This window comes from Pseudobacillus sp. FSL P4-0506 (assembly GCF_038003025.1).
Lineage (GTDB): Bacteria > Bacillota > Bacilli > Bacillales > Domibacillaceae > Pseudobacillus.
Genome location: NZ_JBBOOI010000001.1, coordinates 3,896,619 through 3,921,824, shown reverse-complemented (window position 1 = coordinate 3,921,824; position 25,206 = coordinate 3,896,619). Strand labels below are relative to the sequence as shown.

Genomic DNA, 25,206 nt, shown 5'->3' with positions numbered 1-25,206 from the left:
TTATTTTAGCTAGTATAAATACCTGAAAAAGTTCAACTCTTCTCAACTATGCTAAGTATATTTTATCATTTTTTACCAAAATATCATTTGGATATTTACACCATTTATTAACGAGTTATATAATCAAATTGTTTCGACTATCAAAATAATAGCTTACTAGGGGGTAAACATGGGGAAAAAGAAGCGGAATTCAACGTTGCTTTCAAGTTGGGCTGCCAGTGCTATTGCAGCGTCGGCCATATTTACGGGAGGTTTTGTAAGCGCTAACATTCATCCTTCAGCTGCCTCTGCAGCGGCAATCGAGTCTCCAGACATAGATGTAAATATTATTAACGAAGATCGCATTGCCAAGAGTTTAAAAGATCAGGGACTGCTGGCGAAAAATGCTTCTTCGGCAGAAACTCAGAAGGCAGTAAAGCAATATATCAAGAAAAAGCAAGGGGAAAAACAGCCTGGCAATCATAAGAAATATACAGATGAAAAACACGAAAAATTTGACAAAAAAACGAAGGATTTTTTAACAAAGCAAAAAGATAAACTCGCGAAGCAGCTTAATAAAGGCCATGAAAACTTTAAAAAAGGAAAACCAAACGGCGCCGTGAAGGTAAATCCTGCCAAACAAGCAAACTATAATGGGAGCGTCCGCCAGGATAAAGTGTTGGTTCTATTAACTGAGTTTAGCGATTTTAAACATAATAATGTCGTTCAAGAAGATGGTTATATGTTTGCGGATGATTTTAATAAAGAGCATTATGAAAAATTAATGTTTGGCGATCAGGAATTTACTTTGTTTAACGGAGATAAAGTAAAGACGTTTAAACAATTTTACGAGGAGCAGTCCGGGGGCAGCTACACAGTAGACGGCACGGTATCTGACTGGTTAACACTTCCGGGAACGGCCAAGGAATATGGAGATGATAATCCAAACGGCGGTCATGATAATATGGATCCAAAAGGACCGCGTGACCTCGTGAAAGATGCTTTAAATGCAGCGGTCGCTTCGGGTATTGATTTATCTGAATATGATCAATTTGACCAATATGATCTCGACGGAGATGGAAACTTAAATGAACCGGATGGACTCGTTGATCATTTAATGATTATTCATGCAGGTACCGGTCAGGAAGCTGGCGGCGGCAAACTTGGTGACGACGCGATTTGGTCACACCGCTGGACGCTTGATGGAGTTTATCCTGTTCAAGGTTCGCAAGCGAAGGTGGATTATTGGGGTGGAAACATGGCTGCATTTGACTATACGATCCAGCCTGAAGACGGAGCTGTTGGTGTATTCGCGCATGAATTCGGTCATGATTTAGGGTTGCCGGACGAATATGATACCCAGTATACAGGGCATGGCGAACCGATCGCCTCCTGGTCGATTATGAGCGGCGGTAGCTGGAACGGAAAAATCGCCGGTACCGAGCCAACAAGCTTTTCCCCGCAAAATAAAGAATTTTTCCAAAAAGTAATGGGTGGCAATTGGGCCAATATAACTGAAGTGGATTATAAGGATATAGACAAAAGCGGCCTGGCTTTTATTCTTGACCAGAGCGTGACCAAGTCCAAAAATCCAGGCATTGTAAAAGTGAATTTGCCACAGAAAACCGTCCAAGGCATTGCCCCGCAATTTGGTGAAAAGTATTATTACAGCACAAAGGGAGATGACCTTCACACAACGTTAACTTCACCAGAGTTTGATTTAACGGCAGCCAAAACAGCCGTGTTTGATTATAAAGCCTATTATGATATTGAATTTGACTATGACTTCTTGAATGTGAAGGCCGTTACGAATGATGGACAAGAAGTTATCATTGATACTATTGGCGATGAAGATACAGACGGCGATACCCGAGCTGAATCTTCTAAGGGACAGTGGGTGGACAAGTCTTATGATTTGAGCGCATTCGCCGGTAAAAAGGTAAAGCTTGTTTTTGAATATGTGACAGATGGCGGTTTGTCTCTTGAAGGCTTCGCTCTTGATAACGCCACGCTTACAATTGATGGCAAAGTAGTTTTTGCGGATGATGCGGAAGGAACGCCTAAGTTCACAACTGATGGCTTTGAAGTATCCAACGGAACATTCCAGAAAGCCAATTACTATTATTTAGAGTGGAGAAATTATAACGGTTCAGACAAGGCCCTGATGCACTCTCGGGGAGTAGCTTATAATACCGGGCTCGTCGTATGGTATGGGGATGACAGCTACATGGATAACTGGACAGGTGTTCATCCTGGAGACGGATTTCTCGGCGTAGTGGATTCCCACCCGGAGGCCATTGTCGGCACGTTAAACGGACAACCGAGCATTAATCAGAGCACGCGCTATCAAATCGCTGACGCGGCTTTCAGCCTAGACAAAGCACCGGGCTGGACAATCGATTCTCCAACACGGGGATTCTATCATTATAAAGGATTAAACGGTGTTCCTACATTTGACGATGCCAGAAAGTATATCAATCAAATGATTCCAGATGCTGGCCGTAACGTGCCAAACTACGGCTTGAAATTCCAGGTTATCGGCGAAGCAAAAGACAACTCGGCAGGGGCCGTATGGATTCACAAATAACTAAGAGCGGGCTGCCGTTATAGCAGCCCGTTTTTGCTGTTTAAGTGGTCTTGGGAGAGCACCCGATGTTTAAAAATTACTTTTCCTCAAGGCCCTCAATAGATACAACACGGCTGACGTCATGCGTCCCCCTTGCTTGAATGGTTGCCAGATTTGAATGTTTATCAACGCCTTCAATCCAAACAGGGATGCCACTGTAGTGAACAGGGATATCCTTCTCCGATTCTAGAACTTCAAGTACGCGTTTCATTTCCACCTCTTCACCTCATTCCTATGAACGCAGGTTCTTTTTTGCCATGTTGATCAGTTCTCGGACCATGGAACCGCCTAGGCGCCCGCCAATTTGACCGGCTTCTTCAGAAGTAAGCTTGCCATTGTATCCTTCTGTTAGCGGAACCCCTACTTCTTTTGCGGCTTCAAACTTGGCAGCTGCCGGGTCACTGGCATTTACGACTTCTGCCTTCAAGTTGTCTAGCGCTTGTTTTGCTTCAGGAACAAGAATTTTGTTTTTTCTCGACATATGCATTCCTCCTTTTAGCTGTTCAATGTTACTATGCCCGATAAGTTGTTATCGTATAGGCTAGTGTCCAGTTTGCTGGCTATACTAATGGAAAAGGAAAGGAGAGCTAACAAATGGGCGCGATTGAACGCAATGGCTATCGGTTTGTGCCGGAATACAGCGTAATTAAGCAAAATGGGGCTATTCACGTCTACCGGGAGGGAGAATTCGTAGAAGAGATTCTCTTTGATTTCTCTGGAGACTTTGCTGAACATAATCAAATAGAGGAATTAGTTAACCATTATTGCAAAGAGCATAATATTTAAAGAACCATGAGTTCATGATCCGGAGAAAATCCCTAAAAGAAGCGGTATGAATTGGTTAGTTTGATAAACTGTTTGTTTTTCATTTCTTAAATAAAAAGAGCGGGCAAATCTTCTGGGAGATTGTCTGCTCTTTTTAGATGAAGCTATGTGGAGATATCATTGGGAAGGCGAGGAAGAAATTCGCTCGGTCGATTTATTGAACTTCCTATCTTCTCCAGGTGTCAAATCAGTTAAAATCGAGAATGACTATCATGGTATAAATGAAAGCAACCCATTACCGACTCACTCAGCATCCTCATATGATGATCAATAACCGGGCGGATGTTTCCTGATTAGATAAGCTTTTTCCGCATCTATCCTATTGTGTTTGTCCACTCCAATAACTGAAGAGTGACATATACTGCCGTATAGCGTATGAGGGTATGGGGGTGAGAACATGTCAGTTGAACGTTACTATGGACTTTGCCAACGATATAGAGGAAGAGCTGTTGAGATTAGAACACATGATGGAAGAATGCACAGAGGGATTATTCAACACGCGAATAATCATAAAGTCTTTATCCGTCCTATTAGCGGTGCACGTAACTTAGGCGGTTTTGGTTATGGAGCGTACGGCTATGGTTCAGGATTTGGCTATGGAATTGCATTAGGCGCCATTGCTACTCTTGCTTTACTTCCATTTTTCTTTTGGTAATTCGATAAACCAATGCAAAAAGGTAATAAATATGTATACCGTTTTTGTTCACGGATTAGGCGGACTGCCTTGCATCAAGAAAGCACAAATAGAATGTTGTGCACATAGAGGGATTCGCTTAGCTATATGTAGTTTATGAAAAATAAGCAGGAAGGTGTCTGTCAGGCGGCATTTTAAAGACATCTTTCTGCTTATTTGGCATGTTCATTTTCTCCATAAGTCCGGAGAGATTTTAGCGATGACTTCAGAAGGAAGTTCCATTAACTCGTCAGTTGTTTGCCCGGTGTCATTAAGGTAGTTTTGCACCAAGTAATAGCCAATGCAATAACCGGCCATTTTTGGATAGAAACGAAAGCCATACAGCAGGCTGTTATGTTTGCGGTGAGACTTGGGTACATGTATGTTGGGAAGAATAATGTTCTGCCAGATTTTTTCTAACTCCTTATTTGAATAGTATGATGTCCAGGCTGAAACCAGTCCGTCTCCCAATCTCTCCCGAACAGCATGCTCCGCTAATCCTTCCATGATCATGGTATCCAATAAGCTAAAATCTTCTTCATCTTTTTTATATTTTTCTAATCGGCAAACATGGTGGTATTCATGAGTCAGCAATGCCTTTATCTCTTCTTCTGTATTGCTTTCAGAAATAAATAAAAACAATTTATCTTTAAAAGCTAAGCCGGCTTTTTCATTCGGTTTGTTTGAGTTTCTCCGTTCCTTCATGTTTAACGGCAAAATAAAGATAGGGACTTCGGGGCCCTGCCATTTTGCTTGAAGCTGCTGTTCTTCCTGTTCAACCATCTTCCATACATTATTTTTCTGCAGGCTTGTTAAAAACGCCCGATCATTTTTCACTGGTTGGCGGTACATCCCATGAAGTGTCAGATAATCATAAATTTCAGCAGCTGAAACTCCGTTAAAGTAATCCGTTATCTTCTCGCATATTTCCAGAGGTTTCTTATATGAATTTAGCAGCCACTCATCGGTTCGAATAACGCTCACATCCATTCTCCTCCAACAGTCAATTTATCTAACAAGATATGCTTGTTTTTGATAAGTGTTCCCGTTTGCCAAACTGTAATTTTTGGAACGTCGGGGTACATACCCTTTCAGAAACGAATCACTTGAATACTATGGAATAAGGCATAAAAAGGAGGTGCGATGCTAATGTTTTTTGGACCAAGACGCCCAATGGCTCCTTATTCGCCTGTTTCAAGGCGCCCGCTCGGAAGGGCTCAACAACCGCCACAACGACCACGGGGAGGATTACTGTCTTTGCTGCAGGATCAAGAGGGGAACTATGATTTTGAAAAAATTACAGCAACTGCCCGGCAATTGAATGGGATATACAGCCAAGTAAGCCCGATGATCTCTAAATTTATGAAGAAATAAGGTAGGAATATACGCTTCAAGCTAAAAAACTGACAAGGATAACAGAAGCTAATAAGCTAGCTAAAGGATGGGGGAAACGGGTTGGCTAACGCGTATCTTGATTGTCTGGCAATGTTGGGCGTAGGAGGAGCGCATCCGGGAGGACTTCAATTAACCAAAAAGATGTTGGCAAAGGTAGAGATAGATAGAACAAAGACTGTTCTTGATATTGGCTGTGGTACCGGCCAAACTTCCGCATACATGGCCGAAAAGTACAAATGCCGGGTGACGGCTGTTGATTCAAGCAAAGTAATGGTAGAGAAGGCAAATAACAGATTTTTAACTTTGGATTTACCAGTTACAGCTGAAGTAGGCGATGCACAAAATTTGCTGTTTCCTGATGCCGCATTCGATGTGATTCTTTCTGAATCAGTCATTGCTTTCACTAATCTGGGCTCAACCATTTCAGAGTTCAAAAGAGTTTTAAAGCCGCGCGGCCAATTGCTTGCGGTTGAAATGGTATGCGAGCAGCCACTTCTCAAAGAAGAGCAGCGAGAAATAACAGACTTTTATGGATTTACCGGTTTGTTTACGGAAGAAGACTGGTCGACTGCCTTTCAACAAGCTGGATTCACTCGTGTAACCATTGAAAACTACCAACCGCATGATGATGAACAGGATCTAGAACAGGCAGCTGATTTTTCACTGTCAGAACATATTGACGAGGAGTTTTTCGAGATTTTCCAAGAGCATGAGTATTTAACAATAAAGTATAGAGAAAAGCTGGGATTCCGTATGTTTATATGCGGCCTTTAAGCTGATAAAGAACCGTCTAGGTGCTATCTCTGGCTAGTAAGAGTTGACAGATATCATTTGAGGAGCAGTTGGGTAACACCAGCACATTAATATGCGTAATAAGCAAGAAATTTTGTGCTCGACATTTTTCAAACGATAGCAGAAAGCTTGCTGTTTTATGTGAAAGGCAGCTCCAACAAATAAGTTAGTTAAAATAATCATTTTAACGAAATTTCGTCTCTCCTAAGGACTCATTAATTATTCAAATTTTTTCTTGGAACATATCTTATATCAGGAGGGATGAGAAGTGATTAACTGGAAACTAAGATTTAAGAATCCAACGTGGGTCATGAGCTTTGTTGCTCAATTATTGATCGTTGCACAGCTAATTGTTGGAGGATTAAATCAAATGGGTGCTATTGATTTCACATGGACTGATCAAATAGACACCTGGCTCCTGGGAGTTGTTAATGCTGTATTGGTTGTCCTTGCCATGTTAGGGATCGTACAGGATCCTACAACCCAAGGCTACTCAGATAGCGAACAAGCCAAAAACTATAAGGAGCCTAGGTAAAGGATTCAGGCGGTTTTTGAGCCCATTATTTTAATGGGCTCTTTTTTATAGCAGAAAATGGTACATAGATGAAAGGGGAAGAAGCTTTTAAAAAGCAGTTTTCTTCCATGATTGAAAACCATTCCATAAATTTTTAAAAGTAGACTTGTTCATTTCTACATTTCTAAGTCTAACAGCTCTTTCAAACTATTAATCACTTGATCAGCTTGCTTTAATTCAGACGGATGAGCAAAGTCAAAATTCACACCAATGGCTAGGAGGCCATTGTCTTTTGCTGCCTGGATATCCGATAACCGATCTCCAACAACTACTCCGTTTTTAATTCTGTTTTCTAAAATGATTCTTTTAACCAAGTCAGATTTATGTCCGGACGGGATAGATTGGATGCTATATGTATGTTTAATGAATCGGTTTAATTTATAGGTATCCGTAATGGCTTGTAGATATTCTTTTTGGCCGTTGCTCGCTATGTATAAAGTATATTTTGTACTCAATGCTTCCAAAATGTCTTCAGCATCAGGGTAGAGGGCTCCCTTCTGGCCTTTTATCAGTTCGATAAGCTGAAGATGGAAAAATTCATTGCTTTGCCGATGGGTTTCTATAGAGTGATGGGGACAAAGAGTTTCCCATACAACGGGCAGGGGGACACCCATAATCTCACGATATTGCTCAATCGGTGTCTGACCAGTCCACAAGCCATTTTTACGAAGTTCTTCAAAAACTTTTTCCAATGCTCCTTCTAAAATTAAATTAGTTTGAAACAAAGTGCCGTCCATATCAAATATCATTGCCTTCATTGGGAGTCTCCTTTTCACCATAATCATAAGTTTTGCTGCCGTTATTTAAAAGGGTTTCTCCCTTATCCTACATCATTAACAGTTAAAAAGCTTTGAGGAGTTTTATAGTCAGGAGGGGAAGTTTTTAATTGCAATAGCAAAGAGTGTAGGGGACACATTGGATAGACATCAGCACAATGGTAGTAGACTTTTTAGCCAACCCGCGATTGGCGGATTATGATATTTCTTCTCTAGAAGTGAGTGCCAGTGGTTATTGGCGAGCGGCTTTATGAACGAACAGGGCAGCGTTATGCGGAGGAATATGGCTTATCAGAAATCATGGTACTTTAATCCGCCAGACAGGACAAGGAGGAGAGCTCGTTGTTTGCGGTTCGCGAGTATTTTTCGATTACGATAATCGCCCCGATGAGAATAAACAGGTGCACATGAAACTCGATGGGGAATGCTTCTTCCGCACCGGTGACATCGAATTATATAATATAGCCCCATAGCCTCCATTGATAAATCAAAAATTTTTCTTTACTTCATTTAAGTGTATACATTTATTATTACTTATTCGTTGTATAAGTATAGGGAGGACAAAAGATGAAAAAAGAAAATATGTTAGCCTCCTATCTTATCAATTTAGGAGAGGAAGTGTTCGATTTATTACTAGCGAAAGGAGCTAAAAAAGAAGATGCAGAAGATATCATTCAAAACACCTTTTATAAAGTTTACACATTGCTGGATGACCTAACAGAGGACAATATCCGTCCCTGGTTCTTTAGAGTAGCACTCAATGAATACATTGACTTGAAAAGGAAAAAGGAGCAACAAAACATCTATTTAACCGAGAAGATTTATTTAAAGTTACAACATACAGATCATGAATTTGATGCCATTTTAAATAAGGATGATATTTTCTATTTACTAAAAGACATAAAAAAGGAATATAAAGAAATTTTCTTTTTAAAGTATTACTATGGTTTTTCCTATGAAGAAATTGCTCCTATTTTAGACATTAAAGTAGATAGTGTAAAGCAAAAATTATATCGCGCACATAAATTTATTCACTCAAAAATAGGAGGAAAATATTAATGGATAGTTCGTTAAATGGAGCTTTAAAAAGAGCTAAACGAAAACAACTCTTAAAAATTATCATTACCTCAATTATTGTCGTACTCATTTCATTGCCCATTCTTTATAAAACGGGGAATTACTTTGCAGCAAAAAGTTCTGAAAGACTTCATGACGAGCTTTTCTTACATAATGCCATCGCTGAACCCAATATTCAAGTCGATTCTCAGGTAACGAGCAATTCATCCATGTTTGGTGGTAACATTGTGACAAATCGTTCTAAAAATATTAATGGCTATTTAGTTCAATGGAGCACACTTACAAGTTCGTATGATTGGCTTCGTACCAAAGTTGATTACAATGAGTTAATACCAGGATTTTATTGGTCTGACAGAGAGTTCTATGAGTATGATAAACAAACAAAGAACAAAGTTGCGACATTTTATCATCCATCTATTCAAAAGTATTATGATGGAGTACAAAATGAACTAGGGGACATTTCACGAATGAAGAACTATGTTGCGGAAGTTGCCATTTCCTTTAATCAGCCTTATACCTTGGAAGAAATTCAAGCAAAAATTCCTGATAATTTAAACATTGTATGGTTGTATATGACATCACCAATGGTAGATGAAAGTAAAGGGCCTGCTGGCATGCCAGTTTATGGGTTTGACCCATCTAATTCACCGGAAGAGGCATACAACAGCTTTATTGATTCACTCAAAAAATACGATGCAGCTGGAGATAACAAAACAATCCAGAAGTTTTTAAATCTAAATAAAAATAAACAGTTTGATGAAGTGAAAATTTTAGGAGCAATGCTGACGGGGCAAACCCAAAATTTCAAGGCTTTGGAAAATCAAGATTTTATTCGAGGTGCTTCTGTAGGGGCTACTGCGCAAATCGTCCCGTATATTAAACCGAAGAAATAATAGGAAAGAGACCAGAAGGATATCTGGTCTCTTTTTTTGTTAATCTGTCCTTTCGTAGCTGGACGAAGACCTTATAGGCGGCTTCGCCCAGCTATTTCTCTTATCAGACAGTACAAGTATTCAATTATTAACTGCTTGCTTTATCGTGCAAAAAATTGATCGATCCACTCGCTTGTCCTTCCTAATGGATATTTTTTTCTGTACGCGACCCGCAAAGCGTTGTTATTGTCAATGACTCCATTGCCATAGTAGATCTTCGGACGGGTTTGTTCTGCCTGCTGTGTTGTTTTTGTCATAATGTTCATTACTTCTGTGTTTCTCAAATTGGGATCAATGGAGCGAATCAGCCCTGCTAAGGCACTTACATGTGGAGCAGCCATGGACGTACCTGACAGGCTGGCGTATTGTCCCTGAGAAAATGTACTGGCAATGTGGACACCAGGTGCTGCTATGTCAATATAATCTCCATAATTTGAAAAGGGAGCACGGTTGCCTTCCCAGTCTACGGCAGCTACACCAATCACACCGGGATAAGCAGCCGGAAAACTCGGCTGGCTGGAGTTATCATTTCCAGCTGCAGAGACAACAACGATATTTTTTTTCAAAGCATAGCGAATGGCTTCTTGCATAACAGTGGAAGGCTGGTAATTCCCAAGGCTTAAATTAATTACGTCGGCCCCATGGTCTGCTGCCCATCGGATTCCTTGGGCAACATCAAAGGAGCCGCCCAACCCATCGGAGTTAAGCACTTTTACGGGGATAATCGGGTTATACCATGTAATCCCTGCGACCCCTTCAGCATTATTCGGGATAGAAGCGATAATTCCGGCCACATGGGTACCATGCCCATTATCATCATTTGGTGGATCATCATGAGAGAGCGCATTGTAGCCCTTCGTCAACCGGTGAGAAAGATCAGGGTGATTCAGGTCTACGCCGGTATCCACAACGGCAATTTTTATTTTTCTGGAGCCCCGAGTAACATTCCACCCAACTTCTGTCCGAATAGCGGGCAGATTCCACTGGTAGTTTTGGTAATAGGTATCGTTCACTTCATTTTGCAAGAAAATATAATGGGGCTCCGTATACGTAACATTCGGGCTTTGCTGGAAATACTCCATCAATTCAGCCGGTGTTTTACTGCTGGATTTGAAAATATAGACGGAATCCAGCTGCTCTTTCAGCTCGCCGTCAATATCGCGAGTGATTTTCGCTATATCGGCTTCACTCGGAGAAGCATTAAAGTCTACAACTACCTCATTGTCATAATAGTGGCTTTTATCCTGCTTGTTATGATGGATCAGCTTAACAGAAGGGTCGTTATCCAGCTTTTTTTTAGTAATATCATTGGCGCGAATGGCATTTATTTTTAAAATGCGCGGGTTGTCCTGCTGCAAGTTCTGCACTTGCATTTGCCGGACATTTTTTTCGCTGTTAAAGCGGGCCGCCTCGTCTTCCGGCTGTCTGTTAAAGCTTAATACTGCTATCGTTGCAAGGCCCAAAACCAAGACAGATAATCCAATTATTCCTTTTCTTTGCATGCTGGCACCTCAAGTTGTATTTTTCATTTTCTTTAATGGAGCATTTCTATCATTTACTGCCTTGGAAATTCACTGCACCGTAGCGAGTGCAGAATCATTTCCTTTTTAAAGAAATTTAAACTATCGGTTATTATCCCCCGGTTATGCTTAATTTATTTGTGTATAGAATGATTCAATCCATTACAAACAGCGAGCAGTGTTAGACACGCTCGCTGTGTAAAAAATATAGGGTAAGGAAGAAATGCCAAACAATGAACAGTTCATTTCCTTACTGCTTTGTTACATCTACTTCAAACGATTGATCCTTCAAAGGCTGTTGAGATTCTGTCTTATAATTAAAGATACTTGGGGTGATGCTAATTTTACGAATATTATGGTCTAATTCAATCTCTTCACTCATTTCGGATAGGGTGAGTGAGCTTTCTCCCGTTCCGCTTCCTAGAAGAAGCTTGCCTTTTTCATCTTTAAGAATAAGGTGGATAGCGTGGCTTTCACTTGTACCTTTCTTATATTCAAACGTATGATGTATTTTTACAGAGACAGGGGATACGCGGATTTCTTTTATTTTCAACGTTCCTTCAATGCCTTTTTCATTAATATTTATTTCTTTATCTACACGATAAACGGTTGTGTCAGACTGAATATTGGCGCCGTTGACCGTCGTTTGGAAGGCCCAGTGCCCTTTAATTTCCCCGAACGAATCAGAATATTTCCCAGACTTAGTGCCATGTTCCTTTTCATATTCCATCGTCTGAAAAGTAATCGTTACAGGATAATCTTTTTGTGAATCCATATAATCGAGAATTTGGAAGGCTTTGTCATTCACGCCGTCTCCATTTGTGTCGATATGATCTAAATCAAAGGAGTATAAGTAGTTCCAGCTGCCGTCTTCTGTCTCTTTATTCTCCCTATGCAGAGTATAAGCGGCATTGGCGAATGCCAGCTCTCCGATTTTTACTTGAAGTTCTCCTGGCTGAATAGGGGTCTTCCTATTCGGGTCTGTTGACTTTATATTCAGACTGAGCAGGATTTGGCCGTCATCAAGCATTAATTCATTTAGTGTAACGTGGACATCTTGGTCTGCAGCTGTTTTCTCTATCATTTGTTTATAGCCGGTAAACTCATTTTCTGGTTTGTTAAAAAATAATTCAATCTGCTTTCCAGCTTTTGATAGAGAGGCCCATACTTGATCATTGCTCAGCATAAGAGGGCCTGCTGTTACCAATATAAAAGCAGCTGCAAGTAAAAGTTTTCGATTTTTCTTTTTTAGAGGCTTGATTTTTGCTTGTAATGATTGCTTTAGTCTCGTTTTCTCAGCCGCATTTAATTGTACTTCTTCGTATTGCTCTGATCTGCTATCAACTTGGTTTAACAATTCATATGGATTTTTCATCATGGCACCACCTTATCTCATAATTTCTTTCAATTTTTTTCGTCCTCTTGATAGCCGGTTATACAAATTATCTTTCGTCGTCTGAGTGTGGCTGGCGATCTTCTCCAAACGGACATCTTCTAAGTAATATTGTTTAAACAAATGCCGGTCTTTTTCATTCAAATGGCTGAGTAACTCCTCGATTTCTTCTTGCAATTCATGCTGCAGGAGAAGGGAGTCTGCAGAGGCCGGGGGATCGACTTGTGATAAGCTAATATTTTTCCTTTCTTTCATATACTTGCGCTTATAATCAATCGCCTTATATTTAGCGATAGCCCCAATCCAGTTTTTAAACGAATTTTGTTTTTGGTCAAAGCTTTCAATGTTGTTCCAGACAGATAACAACACATCATTGATGCACTCTTCCTCATACATATTCAAACCGCTTAAGTGTTTTCGAACGATAGCGGTGATGAGACCGGCATAATGATCGATTAACATTTCCAAACCTATGTCTTTTTTACGAGTAATTTGCTTAACGATGATCCTATCATCCATTGGTTTACCACCTTTCTAAAAACATTTTCACTGATTAATACGGAAGAAAGGGTCATTTCCTATCATTTATGAAAGAATCTTTTTAGTAACAGGCTCTGTTACACTTGGTTGTTGCTTTTCTCTGCCGGTAGACGCTTTTCGTGGGCGGTCCGCGAGCCTCCTCGCCTCATATGCTCCTGCAGGTCTTATCAAGACTCGCTTTTCCAGCCGGAATACTGTCTTCCGTTCGAATCAACTATTAAAAAAACAACATGGCTCTTTAACAAACCCTGGCAATAAAAAATGCATCATTCGTGCAGGAAGCATAAAAATTGGGCTTAATAAAATATAGAAACGTCAGTTCAAAGTATACAGTAAGAGGAGGGGACTTTTATCAATGATGTATAGGAAGAAGACAAGCGCTATCAATGTAAATCAGTCGCTGACACAGGTATAATGAAAACAGCTAGCATACATAATCGTTACTTAATATAAAAGCAAAGAGGAGTGAGATGGGTGGATTTGCACTTACAAGGAAAGAACGTACTGATCACCGGGGGCTCGAAGGGAATTGGAAAAGCCATTGCCCAAGCTTTCATACGTGAAGGAGCGAATGTTTCGATCGCCGCCCGTGGCATAGAATCATTGAAAAAAGCACAAGAAGAGCTGGATCATCATGTCTCTATTTTTCAAGCGGATATTTTAAATCCCGAAGAACGGGAGAAGCTCATGGAATCTTTTATGGAGCAAAAGGGGAAAATTGATGTTCTGGTCAACAATGCAGGCGGCAGCAACGGGGGAAGGGCAATGGATACGGAGATGGAGCTGTTCCATGAAGCGCTGGAGCTGAATTATTTTTCAGCTGTTCATTTAAGCAAGCTAGCAGCCGATCATATGAAGAAGGAAAAGAGCGGGGCGATCATCAATATCACATCTGTATATGGAAGAGAGAGCGGCGGCAAGGTGACATATAACAATGCCAAATCAGCTTTGATCAGTTTTACAAAAGCTTTTGCAGACGAAGCCATTGCTGATGGGATTCGTGTAAACAGCGTGGCACCGGGAAGCATACTCCATGAAACCGGCAACTGGAAGAGACGGCTTGAAGAAAATCCGGAACAAATTAAAGCGTTTGTGAAAAATGATATTCCGGCGGGGCGTTTCGGCACTCCAGAAGAAGTGGCTAACGTCGTTGCTTTTCTGGCATCTGACAAAGCTTCATGGATCGTGGGAGCAAGCCTTAATGTAGACGGCGGCCAATCTAAAATGAATTTCTAGAAAGGCCGAACAGGAGAATATGAAGATGGAAGCATAGATATTACAATCATCTTGATGGTGTACAAGCTAGAGTTTTTCTATAATCGGCGCCGTCCTTATCAAAGGACGGCTTATTTCCTGTTCAACGAGTAAACAGTGAAGCCGATCAGCTTTTTGGTAAAATGGACGATGGAAAGAAGTAGTCTGTTCCTTAGACACGAAAAGAAAAAGTTAATGATAAGTATGAACGAATCGGCGACTATAACTGTAATGAGCCGTCTTTATTCAAACACCAGAAGCTTATGGGCTAGATGAAAACAAATGCCGTGGAGACAGAGGGCGATAAGTTAATCTCACGGAGTCAATACACTAAGCTTATTTAAAGAGGAAGGATTAGTATCAATAAATTCCACTTGCAGTCAGCCTATTTAAGGAGTATATTGCTTAGTGTATTTATATCCTGCAAATATAAATAGATAGGTGGCAGAAATAAGATGAATGATGTTAAACCATATAGAATATTGCTGTATTATATGTACGTTCCCATTGAGAATCCTGAAGAGTTTGCCAAGCAGCATTTGAAGCTTTGTGAGGAGCTTGGTTTAAAAGGCCGCATTCTCGTAGCGGCGGAAGGAATTAACGGAACGGTTTCCGGAACAGTTGAGCAAACAGAACAATACATGCAAACGATGAAAAAAGACCCTCGGTTTGCAGAGATGATATTTAAAATAGATGAAGCAGATGAACATGCTTTCAAAAAAATGCACGTTCGTCCGAGAAAAGAAGTAGTGACACTGCAGCTTGATGATGACGTGAATCCGCAGGAGCTGACGGGAAATTATTTAAGTCCAAAAGAATTTTTTGAAGCGATGCAAGAAGAGAATACAGTCATCATCGATGCAAGAAATGATTATGAATACGATTTAGGGCACTTCCGAGGAGCTCTTCGTCCCGATATTCAGGCATTCCGCCAGCTTCCCGATTGGGTACGCGAGCATAAAGACGAGTTGGAAGGGAAAAAGATTCTAACTTATTGTACAGGCGGCATTCGTTGTGAAAAGTTTTCCGGCTGGCTGAAGAAGGAAGGATTTGAAGATGTAAACCAACTTCACGGGGGGATTGTGACGTATGGAAAAGACCCCGAAGTGCAGGGAAGGCTATGGGATGGACAGTGTTATGTTTTTGATGACCGGATTGGTGTCCCCATTAACCGTGTCGAACATGTGATAGTAGGACGGGATCACTTTACCGGTGAACCGTGCGAACGTTACGTCAATTGTGCCAACCCTGAATGTGATAAGCGGATTTTTTGTACGGAAGAAAACGAGCATAAATATTTGCGCGGATGTACGCATGAATGCAGAACACATCCGAATAACTTGTATGTAAAAGAACAAGGGTTAACTGAGGAAGAAGTAAAAAGCAGATTAGAACAAATTAACGAATAAATAGAGAACAACGAATAAGAGGATCTGACAGGATCCTCTTATTCGTTGTTCAAGCGGATGAATAATAGAAACTTCTTATGGACATGATAATTGACATAATTATGCATAGGAGGGTTCTTATGAGTACGCGTTATTGCTGTCCAAACTGCAGGACGAACCGTTCCAGATTCAACATTGTCGAACAGGTCGCTCATGGAGTCAAACTAGATCCTCAGACAGGAGAGGTGATTGAACGGTTCGAAGGCTCAAGTGATCCTGGTCCTTTCCATGCAACCTATAACGGTCCCGAACGCAGAATTCATTGTGCGGTCTGCAATTTAGTTGAAGATGAAATGATGTTTATTAAGTTTGGGGAAAAGCAACAGAGTTAAGAGGAGGACTATTAAAAACAGCCAGTTCATGTTTCATGAACTGGCTGTTTTTGCGTTATTTAGATGTACAATCAATCGGGCATACGCTGCAACGCTTGCCTTTCGATCCCGCTAAATAAGAAAGACAGCAGGTTTTGCGCTTCTGAATGACTGTTCCATTTTTTTCAACGCGCTGTTGTGAACTCTCGCATCTTAACAATGGATTTTGATGGTAAGAGCCGAACAGTGATCCAGCTCCTTCTTTAACAAGATAATGAAAATCATTGGCAAGAGTCTCATGTTGGCCATGATACTCTGGGGTGTTTAGCAGGCTTTCGTACATCCAGCGAATATAAGTATAGAGATTTTCCCACATAATTAACTTGGACAGACGGCTTTGCCTTTTTACATGAGTGAACAATAGATCAATATGGCCTCCGAATATTTGCTGAATGGCCTCTTCTCTCCATTTCACACGGTCGACATTGCCCGGTTCATCGGCGGCTAAATGAGAAAACCTGAAAGAAGGCAGCCATAATGGCTCTTCTTCATCCAACGTTTCAATCCATATATTACGAAAGGAAAAGTCCAGTCGCTTATTGAGAACGCTCATCGAATAGAGGGCAATTAATATAGCAAAACTGTACCTCTTGATAAAAAGAGAAGCAGCCACAGTCGTGTTAGCTGCTTTGATTTTATCTTTGACTTGCAGTAAATAAGAGCATAGTTGTTGATCATCGAGTAGACCGTTTGCTTGAATTGTTAAGGAGGAAGAAGCAGTCCGTGTGGTTAAGCGATACTTCTCTTCTAGAACAGCCAATTCTTCATTAGTAAATGAGTTCATGGTCTTTCTTCTCCTCGGCCGCCACATATCTCCCTTTTCCATGAGGGATGCACATAGGAGTCCCGAAAAGGGGATCGACGGTTATCTCGCAATTCATATTAAAGACGGTTTTCACTAATTCAGGGCTCATGACATGTTCTGGCTTTCCATGAGCATAGACTTTCTTGTCTTTTACAGCAACGAGGTGGTGGGCATAACGGCAAGCAAGATTTAAATCGTGAAGCACCATGACAATGGTACGTCCTTCTTGTTCGTTGAGCTCGAATAAGAGATCAAGAATTTCAATTTGATGAGTCATGTCCAAATACGTTGTCGGCTCATCAAGCAAGATGATGTCGGTGTCCTGCGCTAACGTCATTGCAATCCAGGCACGTTGTCTCTGGCCTCCCGACAACGAATCGACTAAACGGTCAGATAAAGCTTCCATTCCCGTTGCTTGCAGGGCATTATGGATGACCCTCTCATCTTCTTCAGACCATTGGCGGTACCACTTTTGATAAGGGTAGCGTCCTTGCTTGACGAGTTGTAAAACAGTCAGCCCTTCAGGAGCCACAGGCCCTTGAGGCAAAATGGCTAACCGCTTGGCAATTTCTTTTGTAGGAAGACTTGATACCATTTCTCCTTCGATCAAAATAGAACCGGACTGCGGTTTCAGCAAGCGAGCTAACGAGCGAAGAAGCGTAGATTTCCCACACCCATTGCTGCCGATAAAGACCGTAATTTCACCTTTAGGAATGTGTAAATCCAATTCATCAATAATGATTGTATCTCCATAAGACAATGTAAGCGACTTCGTTTCTAGTGCTGGCATATACTTTCCGCTCCTTTGTTAAGCATTTCGCTGCCTATATAAAAGATAAATGAAATAAGGGGCTCCAAGAGCTGCAGTAAACACGCCTGCCGGAACTTCAACAGGGAGGAAAAATGTCCGCCCGATTGAATCCGCCATTAAGACTAATATGGCTCCAATAATAGAGGATAAAGGCAGCAACGCTCCAAAAGAGGAGCCGACAAGTCTTCTGGCGATGTGGGGAGCCATCAAGCCAACAAAGCCGATACCGCCTCCAAACGCAACTGCGCTTCCGGTTAAAGCAGAACTGATCAGCAGCAAAAGAAAACGCTGCTTTTGTACATTCGTTCCTACTCCTGTGGCGATCTCTTCCCCAAGGTCTTGAATGTTAATGTTTCTAATCATTACAAGCACAATGATCAGAAGGGAAATGGTGATAGGTGCCAATATCCAAACATTTTTCCAGTTTGATCCGTAAACAGAGCCTGTAATCCAAACATTTGCCTGGCTTGCCTGGTGAATAGGCCCCAAGATCATAAATAAAGTAGTCAACGATTTCATCAATGCCCACATTCCCACTCCGACTAATACAAGGCGGACTGGAGATAGACCGTCCTTCCATGCTAGTAGATAAAGGAGAAAGGTCACGACGGCTGCACCGATAAAGGCGCCTAGCGGCAGCCAATGGATGCTGACTGTCAGAGCATTGCTTCTATCAGTAAAGAGGACTAAAAAAAGAACAACAGCTACAGACGCTCCGCCGGTTACCCCGATAATATCAGGAGAGGCTAAAGGGTTTCTTACAACAGCTTGTAAAATAGCCCCTGCCGCCGCCAGACTCATGCCGACGAGAACAGAGATCAGAATCCTGGGCATACGGAAGGAATTAACGATCAGCTGCTCAAAAGCATCTCCTTGTCCGAGCAGTACATTGAGAACACGCCATGGCTGGAGAAATTGCTCTCCCATTCCGGTGCTGACAAGAAATACAGCCAGCAGTAAGAAAATAAAACCAATATTGATCCAGAGTGCTTTCCAGTCAAGAAGCAATGAAATGTTTCCTTTGCCTAAGCGAAGCGGAGAATATTTCTTCATGAGGCACGGCCTCCTTTACGTGCAATGTAGATAAAAAAGGGTGTGCCAATAAAAGCGGTCATTACTCCGACCGGAACTTCCTCTGGCATGATAACATAGCGGGCACCGATATCAGCCACCAAAAGTAAAATTCCGCCTATTACACTGCAATAAGGCAATACCCAGCGATAATCATTGCCCACTAATGAGCGAACAATATGAGGAACGATAATACCAATAAACCCAATCGGGCCAGCTACAGCCACAGAGCCGCCCGCGAGCAGGATGAAGGAAATGGCAACAATGAGTTTCACTGCGCCTGTCTGCTGGCCAAGTCCTTTCGCTACATCTTCACCCATCGTTAAGATGTTAATCTTCTGAGCCATGAAAAAAGCAACGATCGTAGCTGCTGCAAGATAGGGAAGAACAGAAAGAAGAATTTCTAGTTTTCTACCTTGTACAGATCCGGCAAGCCAAAATAAGGCTTGATCAAGAGCCGACTCATCCATTACCAGCAGCCCCTGGGTTAGAGAGGAAAACAGCGCTGCGATGGCCGCGCCTGCAAGCGTCAATCTCATGGGGGTAAGTCCGCCGCCTCCTGTCCCGCTGAAGAAGTAGACGATAAAAGCAGCAGATGCCGCTCCGGCAAATGCTATCCATGTAAATGCATGAAGAGAGTTAACGGAAAACACCATCAATGCAACTACAATAAAAAAGCCGGCCCCTGCATTGATTCCAAGAATATCAGGAGAAGCAAGCGGATTTTTCATTAATGCCTGCATCAACGCCCCCGCTATAGCCAGGCTGCTTCCTACGGCAGCAGCGATTAATGCCCGGGGAAGACGTACATTTTGAATAATAATATGTTCATTTGAGCCATTGAAATGCTGAAATGCTTGAACAGCTGTTTTTATGCTTGTATTTGTATAGCCCATGACGATGCTAAGACCGATACAAATAAGTAATATTCCTCCACTAATTATCAGTCCAAAGGCTTTTCCCTCCGTGTGTCTCAACAGCATCTATTTTTCTCTCCCAATATACCTATTTTTCTTTAAGTGTAAGAGATGAGAAAAGCACTGTCAATGATCTTGATAATCATTTTCAATTATTCATTGACAAAACATTTCCCATCCCATAATATCTACATGTAAATGAAAATCATTTTCATATAGGGGGAAAATATATGCATACATATTTTACACGCAACCGCTTTTCATCGCTGTTGGCAGCATTCATGCTAGTCATTGTTTTTGCACTGGCGGGCTGCGGCAATGAAGAAAAGCAACCTTCGAAAGATAATAAAGCGTCGAATGAAGCAAACACAACTGAGAGCAAACCTTACACCGTAGAACATGCCATGGGAAAAACAGAAATCAAAGGTAATCCTAAACGTGTTGTCATTCTGACAAACGAAGGCACGGAAGCCCTTTTGGCATTGGGAGTAAAACCTGTAGGTGCTGTACAATCATGGACAGGCAACCCTTGGTATAAACATATTGAGGATGACATGAAAGGTGTTAAAAGTGTTGGGAATGAAGGTGAACCAAGTGTAGAAACTATTGCTTCATTGAAACCGGATTTAATTATCGGCAATAAAATGCGACACGAAAAAATTTACGAGCAGTTAAGCGCGATTGCTCCGACGGTCTACTCAGAAACGCTGCGCGGTGATTGGAAAGAAAACTTTAAACTTTATGCGAAAGCAGTAAATAAAGAAGAAGAAGGCAACCAAGTAATTACTGACTTTGACAAGCGCGTCCAAGAATTAAAAGGCAAGCTTGGTGACAAAGTGAACCAAAAAGTTTCTATTGTCCGTTTCATGCCTGGTGATGTTCGGATTTATCACAAGGATACTTTCTCCGGCGTTATTTTAGATCAATTAGGCTTTGCCCGTCCGAAGGGCCAGGAGCAGCCGGATTTCGCTGAGAAAAATGTAACGAAAGAGCGTATTCCTGCAATGGATGGAGACATTCTTTTCTACTTCACATATGACCCGGCAGAAAGCAAAGGGGAGGCACCGAAGTTAGAAGAAGAATGGGTTAACGATCCGCTATTCAAAAACTTAAATGTCGTAAAAAATAACAACATCCATAAAGTGGACGATGCTGTCTGGAATACAGCGGGCGGCGTAGTAGCAGCTAATTTATTCCTGGATGATATTGAGAAATACTTTTTAACTGAGAAGTAAGCTTTTTTCAAATGATATAGCCAGGCTTTGTCTATAAAAACCTCCTTATTAAAATAAGGAGGTTTTTTGTGCAGACAAAAACTTTATTTTTTAACTGTAAGGAAGGAGATGTTCTGTGTTAAGATAGTCATTAAGTTCCATTATAAGGGAATGGGTTAGGTTAAAAGACACGAAGGAGGGAAGGGATGGAACCGAATTTATCACCTATCAGACCTAGTTTTAAACCAAAAGCTAATCATTTCTACATATCTATTAAGATGAAATTCTGGATAAGCCATGCTGTTTCTGTTGGATGGATGCTTTTTTCTATTTATCTTTCATTGCCTTGGCTGGAGAACTTGTCTTCCATTGTTTCTTTTCCTGTAGCTCTTTTCATTATTGGAGGAATCGCTTACGTTCCAGGTTACATGAATGCCTTTCTAATAATGAGCTTATTACTAGACCGGCAGCCAACATTAAAAGATGAACATCCAACTGATGCGGTAACCTTGCTTATTGCCGCTTACAATGAAGAAGCGACGATTTTTGACACCCTTCAATATGTAGCTAATCAAGATTATGATGGAGAAATCTATACGGTTGTCATCAATAATAACTCAACAGATCATACCTGCCAGGAAGTTATGAGGGCGAAGAAAGAGCTGAATTTAAATCTTACCCTCTTGCATGAGGCTAAGCCTGGTAAGTTCCATGCGTTGAATAAAGGATTGCAGTATGTAACCACGCCTTATGTTATTACTCTTGATGCAGATACGCTGCTCCATCCATCAGCTATTCGTTATCTAGTGTCAAGGATAGAAAGCAGCCCTGCCAATGTAGGTGCAGTAGCTGGATCGATGCTTGTTCGCAATAGCCGAGAAACAATTTGGACGAGAATACAGGAGTGGGATTACTTTCTTGGAATTGCCTCAATAAAGAGATTGCAAGGGTTATATCAAGGTACACTCGTCGCACAGGGGGCTTTCAGCTTGTATAAAACAGAATGTGTGCGAGAAGTTCAAGGGTGGCCTGATGCAATTGGCGAAGATATCGTATTAACTTGGAGGCTGTTACGTAACGAGTGGAAGGTGTATTTTGAACCTTTAGCTGTAGCTTTTACAGATGTGCCTCCTACGTTTAATCACTTTGTTAAGCAGCGTTCTAGGTGGGCAAGAGGGATGATCGAAGGACTAATTGAAGTGAAGCCATGGAATCAGCCACAATTATATACCAAATATTTAACGGGAATTAACTTGATCATGCCTTATTTAGACTTCATTTATACATTTTGTTGGATTCCTGGATTGATTTTAGCCTTTTTTGGTTTTTACTGGATTGTGGGTCCTATGACTTTATTCGTTTTACCTTTAACTATTGTCAGTTACGGCTCATTGTACATTTACCAGAAACAGTATGTATTTAAAAATCTTCATTTAAGAGTAAGAAAAAACAAGAGAGGATTCATTTTATTTATTCTCTGTTATCAAATGATTATGTCTCCAGTTTCTGTATGGGGATATTTGCAAGAGCTTTTTAAGTTAAAACGTGTGTGGCAATAAGTGGACTTCCATAAAGCCACCGTACGGTTTTTAATGCGGAAGAGGGTTTTTTCCAACTCTTTGATAAGAAAGAAGGATGTTTGGATAACCGGCAGCAAGCAGAAAAGGAGACTTCTCTGTTTGCTGCTTTTTCATTTTCTATTACTTGTACGCATGTGTAATATTTAAAGCTCTAAAGTTAGCCCATAGTATAGAAGAAGGGAGCAGCAGCTGGGATAAACGATTCCCAATGAAGACTCGAACGGGTGCACGAGACGAGGAGGCTTACGGACCGCCTGTCTGCAGTGAAAATCAACACTCAAGTATATAATAAGTGGACTGTTGCCCTCCTTTTTTAAGTGGCTGACCCTATGCGAAGAGAGGAAATTAAAGAGAGAATGAGATAGATTGTTTCCTTTAAAATAACCGGTAAAAAACAACATTGACAACATAATTGACAATGATTATCATTAATAATCATCAGAATACAAAAATACAAGATTAGGGGTCTCACAAATGAATCAAATAGTCCGAAATGTAGGGATTTTATTGCTGTCAAGCAGTCTTTTAGTTGGGTGTGGAGATGCCGGGTCAAAGGACTCGGAAAGCAAAGAAGCGAGTCAAGGCTCGAAAGCAGAGCAAGCGAACAAGCTGGATAAAGAAGTCAATACTTACAAGGAATTTGCTTCAGAGCAGCTGGACCAATTTGTTATTCAGACAGAAGCGTTTGCAGAAGCAGTCAAAGCAGGTGATGTAGAGAAAGCGAAAGAGCTGTACGCACCAGCAAGGATGTATTTTGAACGTTCAGAACCTATTGCAGAGAGTTTCGGCGATCTGGATCCACGCATTGATGCTCGTTTGGCAGACGTGAAAGAAGAGGGGCAAGGAGAAGAAGAGTGGTCCGGCTACCATAAAATTGAAAAAGGTCTTTGGGTTGACGGAACGACTAAAGGATATGAGGCCGTGGCCGATCAATTATTAAAAGATGTAAAAGAGCTTCGTGCAAAAGTTGAAACAGTTGATGTAACACCGGATTTAATGATTACTGGGGCCGTTGATTTATTAAATGAGGTCTCTACATCAAAAATTACAGGGGAAGAGGAAATTTATTCTCATACTGACTTGTACGACTTTAAAGCCAACGTTGAAGGCGCTGAGAAAATTTTCGGGATTTTCAAGCCGAAATTACAAGAAAAAGATGCTGAGCTTGCTAAAACATTAGAAGAAAACTTTGGAACATTAAATGGATTACTAGCTAAGTACGAAGATGGAAAAGGCGGATATGTGTCTTACGAAACATTAACGAAAGAAGATACGAAAGCATTATCGGAAGCTGTCGATCATTTAGGGGAACCTTTAAGCCAAATGGCCATTGTTGTGGAGTGAGATAAATGAGCAATCAAGAGGAAAAATCCATCTTGCAAAAAGAAGTGTCTCGGCGTGACGTGCTAAAGTTTGCCGGAATCGGGGGAGCCGGGGTCATCCTCGGCGCTTCTGGTCTGACAGGGGCGTTAACGGCTTTTGGAGCGAACCCGTTTATTGATGACGATCAAACAGCAGCTAATAAAATTAATTTTTACGGTAAGCACCAGCCAGGTATTTTAACGAAGAATCCGGAGCATGTCTATTTTGTCTCGCTGAACTGCACCGCGAAGTCTAAAAAAGAATTGAAGGAAATGTTTCAGCTATGGACAAATTACAGTGTTCAATTAATGAATGGCAAACTGGTGGAGCCTTATACGGCGAATAAGCTGCTTCCTACAGCAGATACGGGAGAAGCAGCAGGGCTTAATGCTTCCCATCTTACATTGACATTCGGGGTAGGACCGAGCCTGTTTGAGAAAAAAGAACTCGGGTTGAAACAGATGAAGCCGAAAGAACTAGTGGACCTCCCTCATTTTCCAAAAGATCAGTTGGACCCAAATTATGTCGGCGGTGACATCTGCATTCAAGCATGTGCAGACGATCCACAGGTCGCTTTTCATGCGGTGCGTAATTTAGTCCGCGCAGCAAGGGGAAAAGTAACGATGCGCTGGTCGCAAACGGGATTTAACTCTTATGAGATGAAAAATAAGAAGAAACTAACGCCGCGCAACTTATTTGCGTTTAAAGATGGCACTGGTAATCCAAATGTGGACAATGTGAAAGAAATGAATGAAGTCGTTTGGGTTCAGCCGGGAGAATCAAAAAGCTGGATGGCCGGGGGGACTTATTTAGTAGCGAGACGAATCCAAATGCATTTGGAGACGTGGGATCGCACGGCTTTATCGGCACAAGAGGCCACATTTGGCAGGCACCGTGACACAGGCGCCCCGCTTGGGAAAGAGGACGAATTTGAAGATATGGGACTTGAACGCAAAGAAAACGGCGAGCCTGTTGTTCCTGTTGATTCTCATGTATATCTGGCAAGGCAAGTGAAGGACCGTCTATTGCGACGTTCATTCTCCTACTCAGACGGAATCCATCCGAATACGGGGGCGTTCGATGCGGGATTGTTGTTTATATCGTTTCAAAAGCATCCGAAACAATTTATTAATATCCAAAATAGTTTTGGCCGAGCGGACAAATTGAACGAATATATTACGCATCGTGGAAGTGCACTATTTGCCTGTTTTCCAGGCGTGAAAAAGGGGAGCTACCTTGGAGCGGAGTTGTTTGGTTAAGGAGAGGGTTAG

At 41.4% G+C, this 25,206-nt stretch carries 26 protein-coding genes; 15 read left to right on the top strand and 11 right to left on the bottom strand.

Annotation, left to right across the window (positions count from 1 at the left end; genetic code table 11):
* Nucleotides 1–169 precede the first annotated feature (169 nt).
* Nucleotides 170–2,566 (top strand): immune inhibitor A domain-containing protein, encoded by a 2,397-nt coding sequence (locus tag MKZ02_RS19295; protein WP_340855440.1) that lies wholly within the window; start codon nucleotides 170–172, stop codon nucleotides 2,564–2,566.
* Between the two features lie 76 nt (nucleotides 2,567–2,642).
* Here the strand turns inward: MKZ02_RS19295 and MKZ02_RS19290 are convergent, their stop codons facing one another.
* Together MKZ02_RS19290 and MKZ02_RS19285 are read right to left on the bottom strand one after the other, a co-directional pair.
* The gene (locus MKZ02_RS19290; RefSeq protein WP_340855437.1) at nucleotides 2,643–2,816 is read right to left on the bottom strand and encodes a small, acid-soluble spore protein, H family; all 174 of its coding nucleotides are present in this window, start codon (nucleotides 2,814–2,816) and stop codon (nucleotides 2,643–2,645) included.
* A 21-nt stretch (nucleotides 2,817–2,837) separates the two neighbouring features.
* On the bottom strand, nucleotides 2,838–3,086 hold the full coding sequence (locus MKZ02_RS19285; RefSeq protein ID WP_120036545.1) for an alpha/beta-type small acid-soluble spore protein: 249 nt from the start codon (nucleotides 3,084–3,086) through the stop codon (nucleotides 2,838–2,840).
* Nucleotides 3,087–3,199: 113 nt separating this feature from the next.
* Here MKZ02_RS19285 and MKZ02_RS19280 point away from each other — a divergent pair, with 113 nt between their 5' ends.
* Nucleotides 3,200–3,391 carry a YbxH family protein gene (locus tag MKZ02_RS19280; protein ID WP_120036546.1) on the top strand — a complete coding sequence of 64 codons (192 nt, stop codon included), beginning with the start codon at nucleotides 3,200–3,202 and terminating at the stop codon, nucleotides 3,389–3,391.
* Nucleotides 3,392–3,827: 436 nt separating this feature from the next.
* Nucleotides 3,828–4,085 (top strand): hypothetical protein, encoded by a 258-nt coding sequence (locus MKZ02_RS19275; protein ID WP_120036547.1) that lies wholly within the window; start codon nucleotides 3,828–3,830, stop codon nucleotides 4,083–4,085.
* A 204-nt stretch (nucleotides 4,086–4,289) separates the two neighbouring features.
* Here MKZ02_RS19275 and MKZ02_RS19270 read toward each other — a convergent pair whose 3' ends face one another.
* Complete coding sequence (locus MKZ02_RS19270) at nucleotides 4,290–5,087, bottom strand: DUF2268 domain-containing protein (RefSeq protein WP_340855429.1); 798 nt, start codon at nucleotides 5,085–5,087, stop codon at nucleotides 4,290–4,292.
* Nucleotides 5,088–5,252: 165 nt separating this feature from the next.
* On the opposite strand from MKZ02_RS19270, the gene MKZ02_RS19265 reads away from it, so the two are divergent.
* From MKZ02_RS19265 to MKZ02_RS19255, 3 genes are all read left to right on the top strand, one after another.
* A complete protein-coding gene (locus tag MKZ02_RS19265; RefSeq protein ID WP_340855426.1) occupies nucleotides 5,253–5,477 on the top strand; it encodes a YppG family protein in 225 nt (74 codons plus the stop codon).
* An 81-nt stretch (nucleotides 5,478–5,558) separates the two neighbouring features.
* Nucleotides 5,559–6,272, top strand: coding sequence for a class I SAM-dependent methyltransferase (locus tag MKZ02_RS19260; protein WP_340855423.1), 714 nt, complete (start codon nucleotides 5,559–5,561; stop codon nucleotides 6,270–6,272).
* Nucleotides 6,273–6,558: 286 nt separating this feature from the next.
* Nucleotides 6,559–6,825, top strand: a complete 267-nt coding sequence (locus tag MKZ02_RS19255; RefSeq protein WP_120036551.1) for a phage holin — start codon at nucleotides 6,559–6,561, stop codon at nucleotides 6,823–6,825.
* A 155-nt stretch (nucleotides 6,826–6,980) separates the two neighbouring features.
* Here MKZ02_RS19255 and MKZ02_RS19250 read toward each other — a convergent pair whose 3' ends face one another.
* Entirely contained in the window at nucleotides 6,981–7,622 is a 642-nt protein-coding gene (locus MKZ02_RS19250) for an NIF family HAD-type phosphatase (protein ID WP_340855419.1), read from the bottom strand.
* Between the two features lie 585 nt (nucleotides 7,623–8,207).
* Here MKZ02_RS19250 and MKZ02_RS19245 point away from each other — a divergent pair.
* Nucleotides 8,208–8,699 carry an RNA polymerase sigma factor gene (locus MKZ02_RS19245; RefSeq protein WP_340855416.1) on the top strand — a complete coding sequence of 164 codons (492 nt, stop codon included), beginning with the start codon at nucleotides 8,208–8,210 and terminating at the stop codon, nucleotides 8,697–8,699.
* The gene (locus MKZ02_RS19240) at nucleotides 8,699–9,610 is read left to right on the top strand and encodes a sigma factor regulator N-terminal domain-containing protein (protein WP_340855413.1); all 912 of its coding nucleotides are present in this window, start codon (nucleotides 8,699–8,701) and stop codon (nucleotides 9,608–9,610) included. The genes MKZ02_RS19245 and MKZ02_RS19240 overlap by 1 nt, the downstream gene beginning before the upstream one ends.
* Before the next feature lie 140 nt (nucleotides 9,611–9,750).
* Here the strand turns inward: MKZ02_RS19240 and MKZ02_RS19235 are convergent, their stop codons facing one another.
* The 3 genes from MKZ02_RS19235 to MKZ02_RS19225 form a co-directional block, all read right to left on the bottom strand.
* Nucleotides 9,751–11,151, bottom strand: a complete 1,401-nt coding sequence (locus MKZ02_RS19235) for a S8 family peptidase (RefSeq protein ID WP_340855410.1) — start codon at nucleotides 11,149–11,151, stop codon at nucleotides 9,751–9,753.
* A gap of 268 nt (nucleotides 11,152–11,419) precedes the next feature.
* A complete protein-coding gene (locus tag MKZ02_RS19230; protein WP_340855407.1) occupies nucleotides 11,420–12,544 on the bottom strand; it encodes a DUF4179 domain-containing protein in 1,125 nt (374 codons plus the stop codon).
* Between the two features lie 12 nt (nucleotides 12,545–12,556).
* The gene (locus tag MKZ02_RS19225; protein WP_340855405.1) at nucleotides 12,557–13,081 is read right to left on the bottom strand and encodes a sigma-70 family RNA polymerase sigma factor; all 525 of its coding nucleotides are present in this window, start codon (nucleotides 13,079–13,081) and stop codon (nucleotides 12,557–12,559) included.
* Nucleotides 13,082–13,576: 495 nt separating this feature from the next.
* Between MKZ02_RS19225 and MKZ02_RS19220 the strand changes: the two genes are divergently transcribed.
* The 3 genes from MKZ02_RS19220 to MKZ02_RS19210 all read left to right on the top strand — a co-directional run bounded on the left by MKZ02_RS19220 (nucleotide 13,577) and on the right by MKZ02_RS19210 (nucleotide 16,136).
* Entirely contained in the window at nucleotides 13,577–14,338 is a 762-nt protein-coding gene (locus MKZ02_RS19220) for an SDR family NAD(P)-dependent oxidoreductase (RefSeq protein WP_120036558.1), read from the top strand.
* A gap of 473 nt (nucleotides 14,339–14,811) precedes the next feature.
* Entirely contained in the window at nucleotides 14,812–15,765 is a 954-nt protein-coding gene (gene trhO / locus MKZ02_RS19215) for an oxygen-dependent tRNA uridine(34) hydroxylase TrhO (RefSeq protein WP_340855400.1), read from the top strand.
* A gap of 119 nt (nucleotides 15,766–15,884) precedes the next feature.
* Complete coding sequence (locus MKZ02_RS19210) at nucleotides 15,885–16,136, top strand: DNA alkylation repair protein (protein ID WP_120036559.1); 252 nt, start codon at nucleotides 15,885–15,887, stop codon at nucleotides 16,134–16,136.
* 55 nt (nucleotides 16,137–16,191) lie between these two features.
* Here the strand turns inward: MKZ02_RS19210 and MKZ02_RS19205 are convergent, their stop codons facing one another.
* Genes MKZ02_RS19205 through MKZ02_RS19190 form a run of 4 tightly spaced genes read right to left on the bottom strand, consistent with a single transcriptional unit; the run spans nucleotide 16,192 to nucleotide 19,845 of the window.
* The gene (locus MKZ02_RS19205) at nucleotides 16,192–16,959 is read right to left on the bottom strand and encodes an IucA/IucC family C-terminal-domain containing protein (RefSeq protein ID WP_182917106.1); all 768 of its coding nucleotides are present in this window, start codon (nucleotides 16,957–16,959) and stop codon (nucleotides 16,192–16,194) included.
* The gene (locus MKZ02_RS19200; protein ID WP_120036561.1) at nucleotides 16,943–17,770 is read right to left on the bottom strand and encodes an ABC transporter ATP-binding protein; all 828 of its coding nucleotides are present in this window, start codon (nucleotides 17,768–17,770) and stop codon (nucleotides 16,943–16,945) included. The genes MKZ02_RS19205 and MKZ02_RS19200 overlap by 17 nt, the downstream gene beginning before the upstream one ends.
* Before the next feature lie 18 nt (nucleotides 17,771–17,788).
* Nucleotides 17,789–18,844, bottom strand: a complete 1,056-nt coding sequence (locus MKZ02_RS19195; RefSeq protein WP_340855394.1) for a FecCD family ABC transporter permease — start codon at nucleotides 18,842–18,844, stop codon at nucleotides 17,789–17,791.
* Nucleotides 18,841–19,845 carry a FecCD family ABC transporter permease gene (locus MKZ02_RS19190; protein WP_120036562.1) on the bottom strand — a complete coding sequence of 335 codons (1,005 nt, stop codon included), beginning with the start codon at nucleotides 19,843–19,845 and terminating at the stop codon, nucleotides 18,841–18,843. The genes MKZ02_RS19195 and MKZ02_RS19190 overlap by 4 nt, the downstream gene beginning before the upstream one ends.
* A gap of 164 nt (nucleotides 19,846–20,009) precedes the next feature.
* On the opposite strand from MKZ02_RS19190, the gene MKZ02_RS19185 reads away from it, so the two are divergent.
* The 4 genes from MKZ02_RS19185 (at nucleotide 20,010) to efeB (ending at nucleotide 25,194) form a co-directional block, all read left to right on the top strand.
* On the top strand, nucleotides 20,010–21,014 hold the full coding sequence (locus tag MKZ02_RS19185; protein WP_120036563.1) for an ABC transporter substrate-binding protein: 1,005 nt from the start codon (nucleotides 20,010–20,012) through the stop codon (nucleotides 21,012–21,014).
* Nucleotides 21,015–21,199: 185 nt separating this feature from the next.
* Nucleotides 21,200–22,552: a glycosyltransferase family 2 protein gene (locus tag MKZ02_RS19180; RefSeq protein WP_340855390.1), complete on the top strand. Its 1,353-nt coding sequence runs from the start codon at nucleotides 21,200–21,202 to the stop codon at nucleotides 22,550–22,552.
* 495 nt (nucleotides 22,553–23,047) lie between these two features.
* Nucleotides 23,048–23,917, top strand: a complete 870-nt coding sequence (gene efeO / locus MKZ02_RS19175; RefSeq protein ID WP_340855387.1) for an iron uptake system protein EfeO — start codon at nucleotides 23,048–23,050, stop codon at nucleotides 23,915–23,917.
* A 5-nt stretch (nucleotides 23,918–23,922) separates the two neighbouring features.
* The gene (gene efeB / locus MKZ02_RS19170) at nucleotides 23,923–25,194 is read left to right on the top strand and encodes an iron uptake transporter deferrochelatase/peroxidase subunit (RefSeq protein ID WP_340855384.1); all 1,272 of its coding nucleotides are present in this window, start codon (nucleotides 23,923–23,925) and stop codon (nucleotides 25,192–25,194) included.
* Nucleotides 25,195–25,206 lie beyond the last annotated feature (12 nt).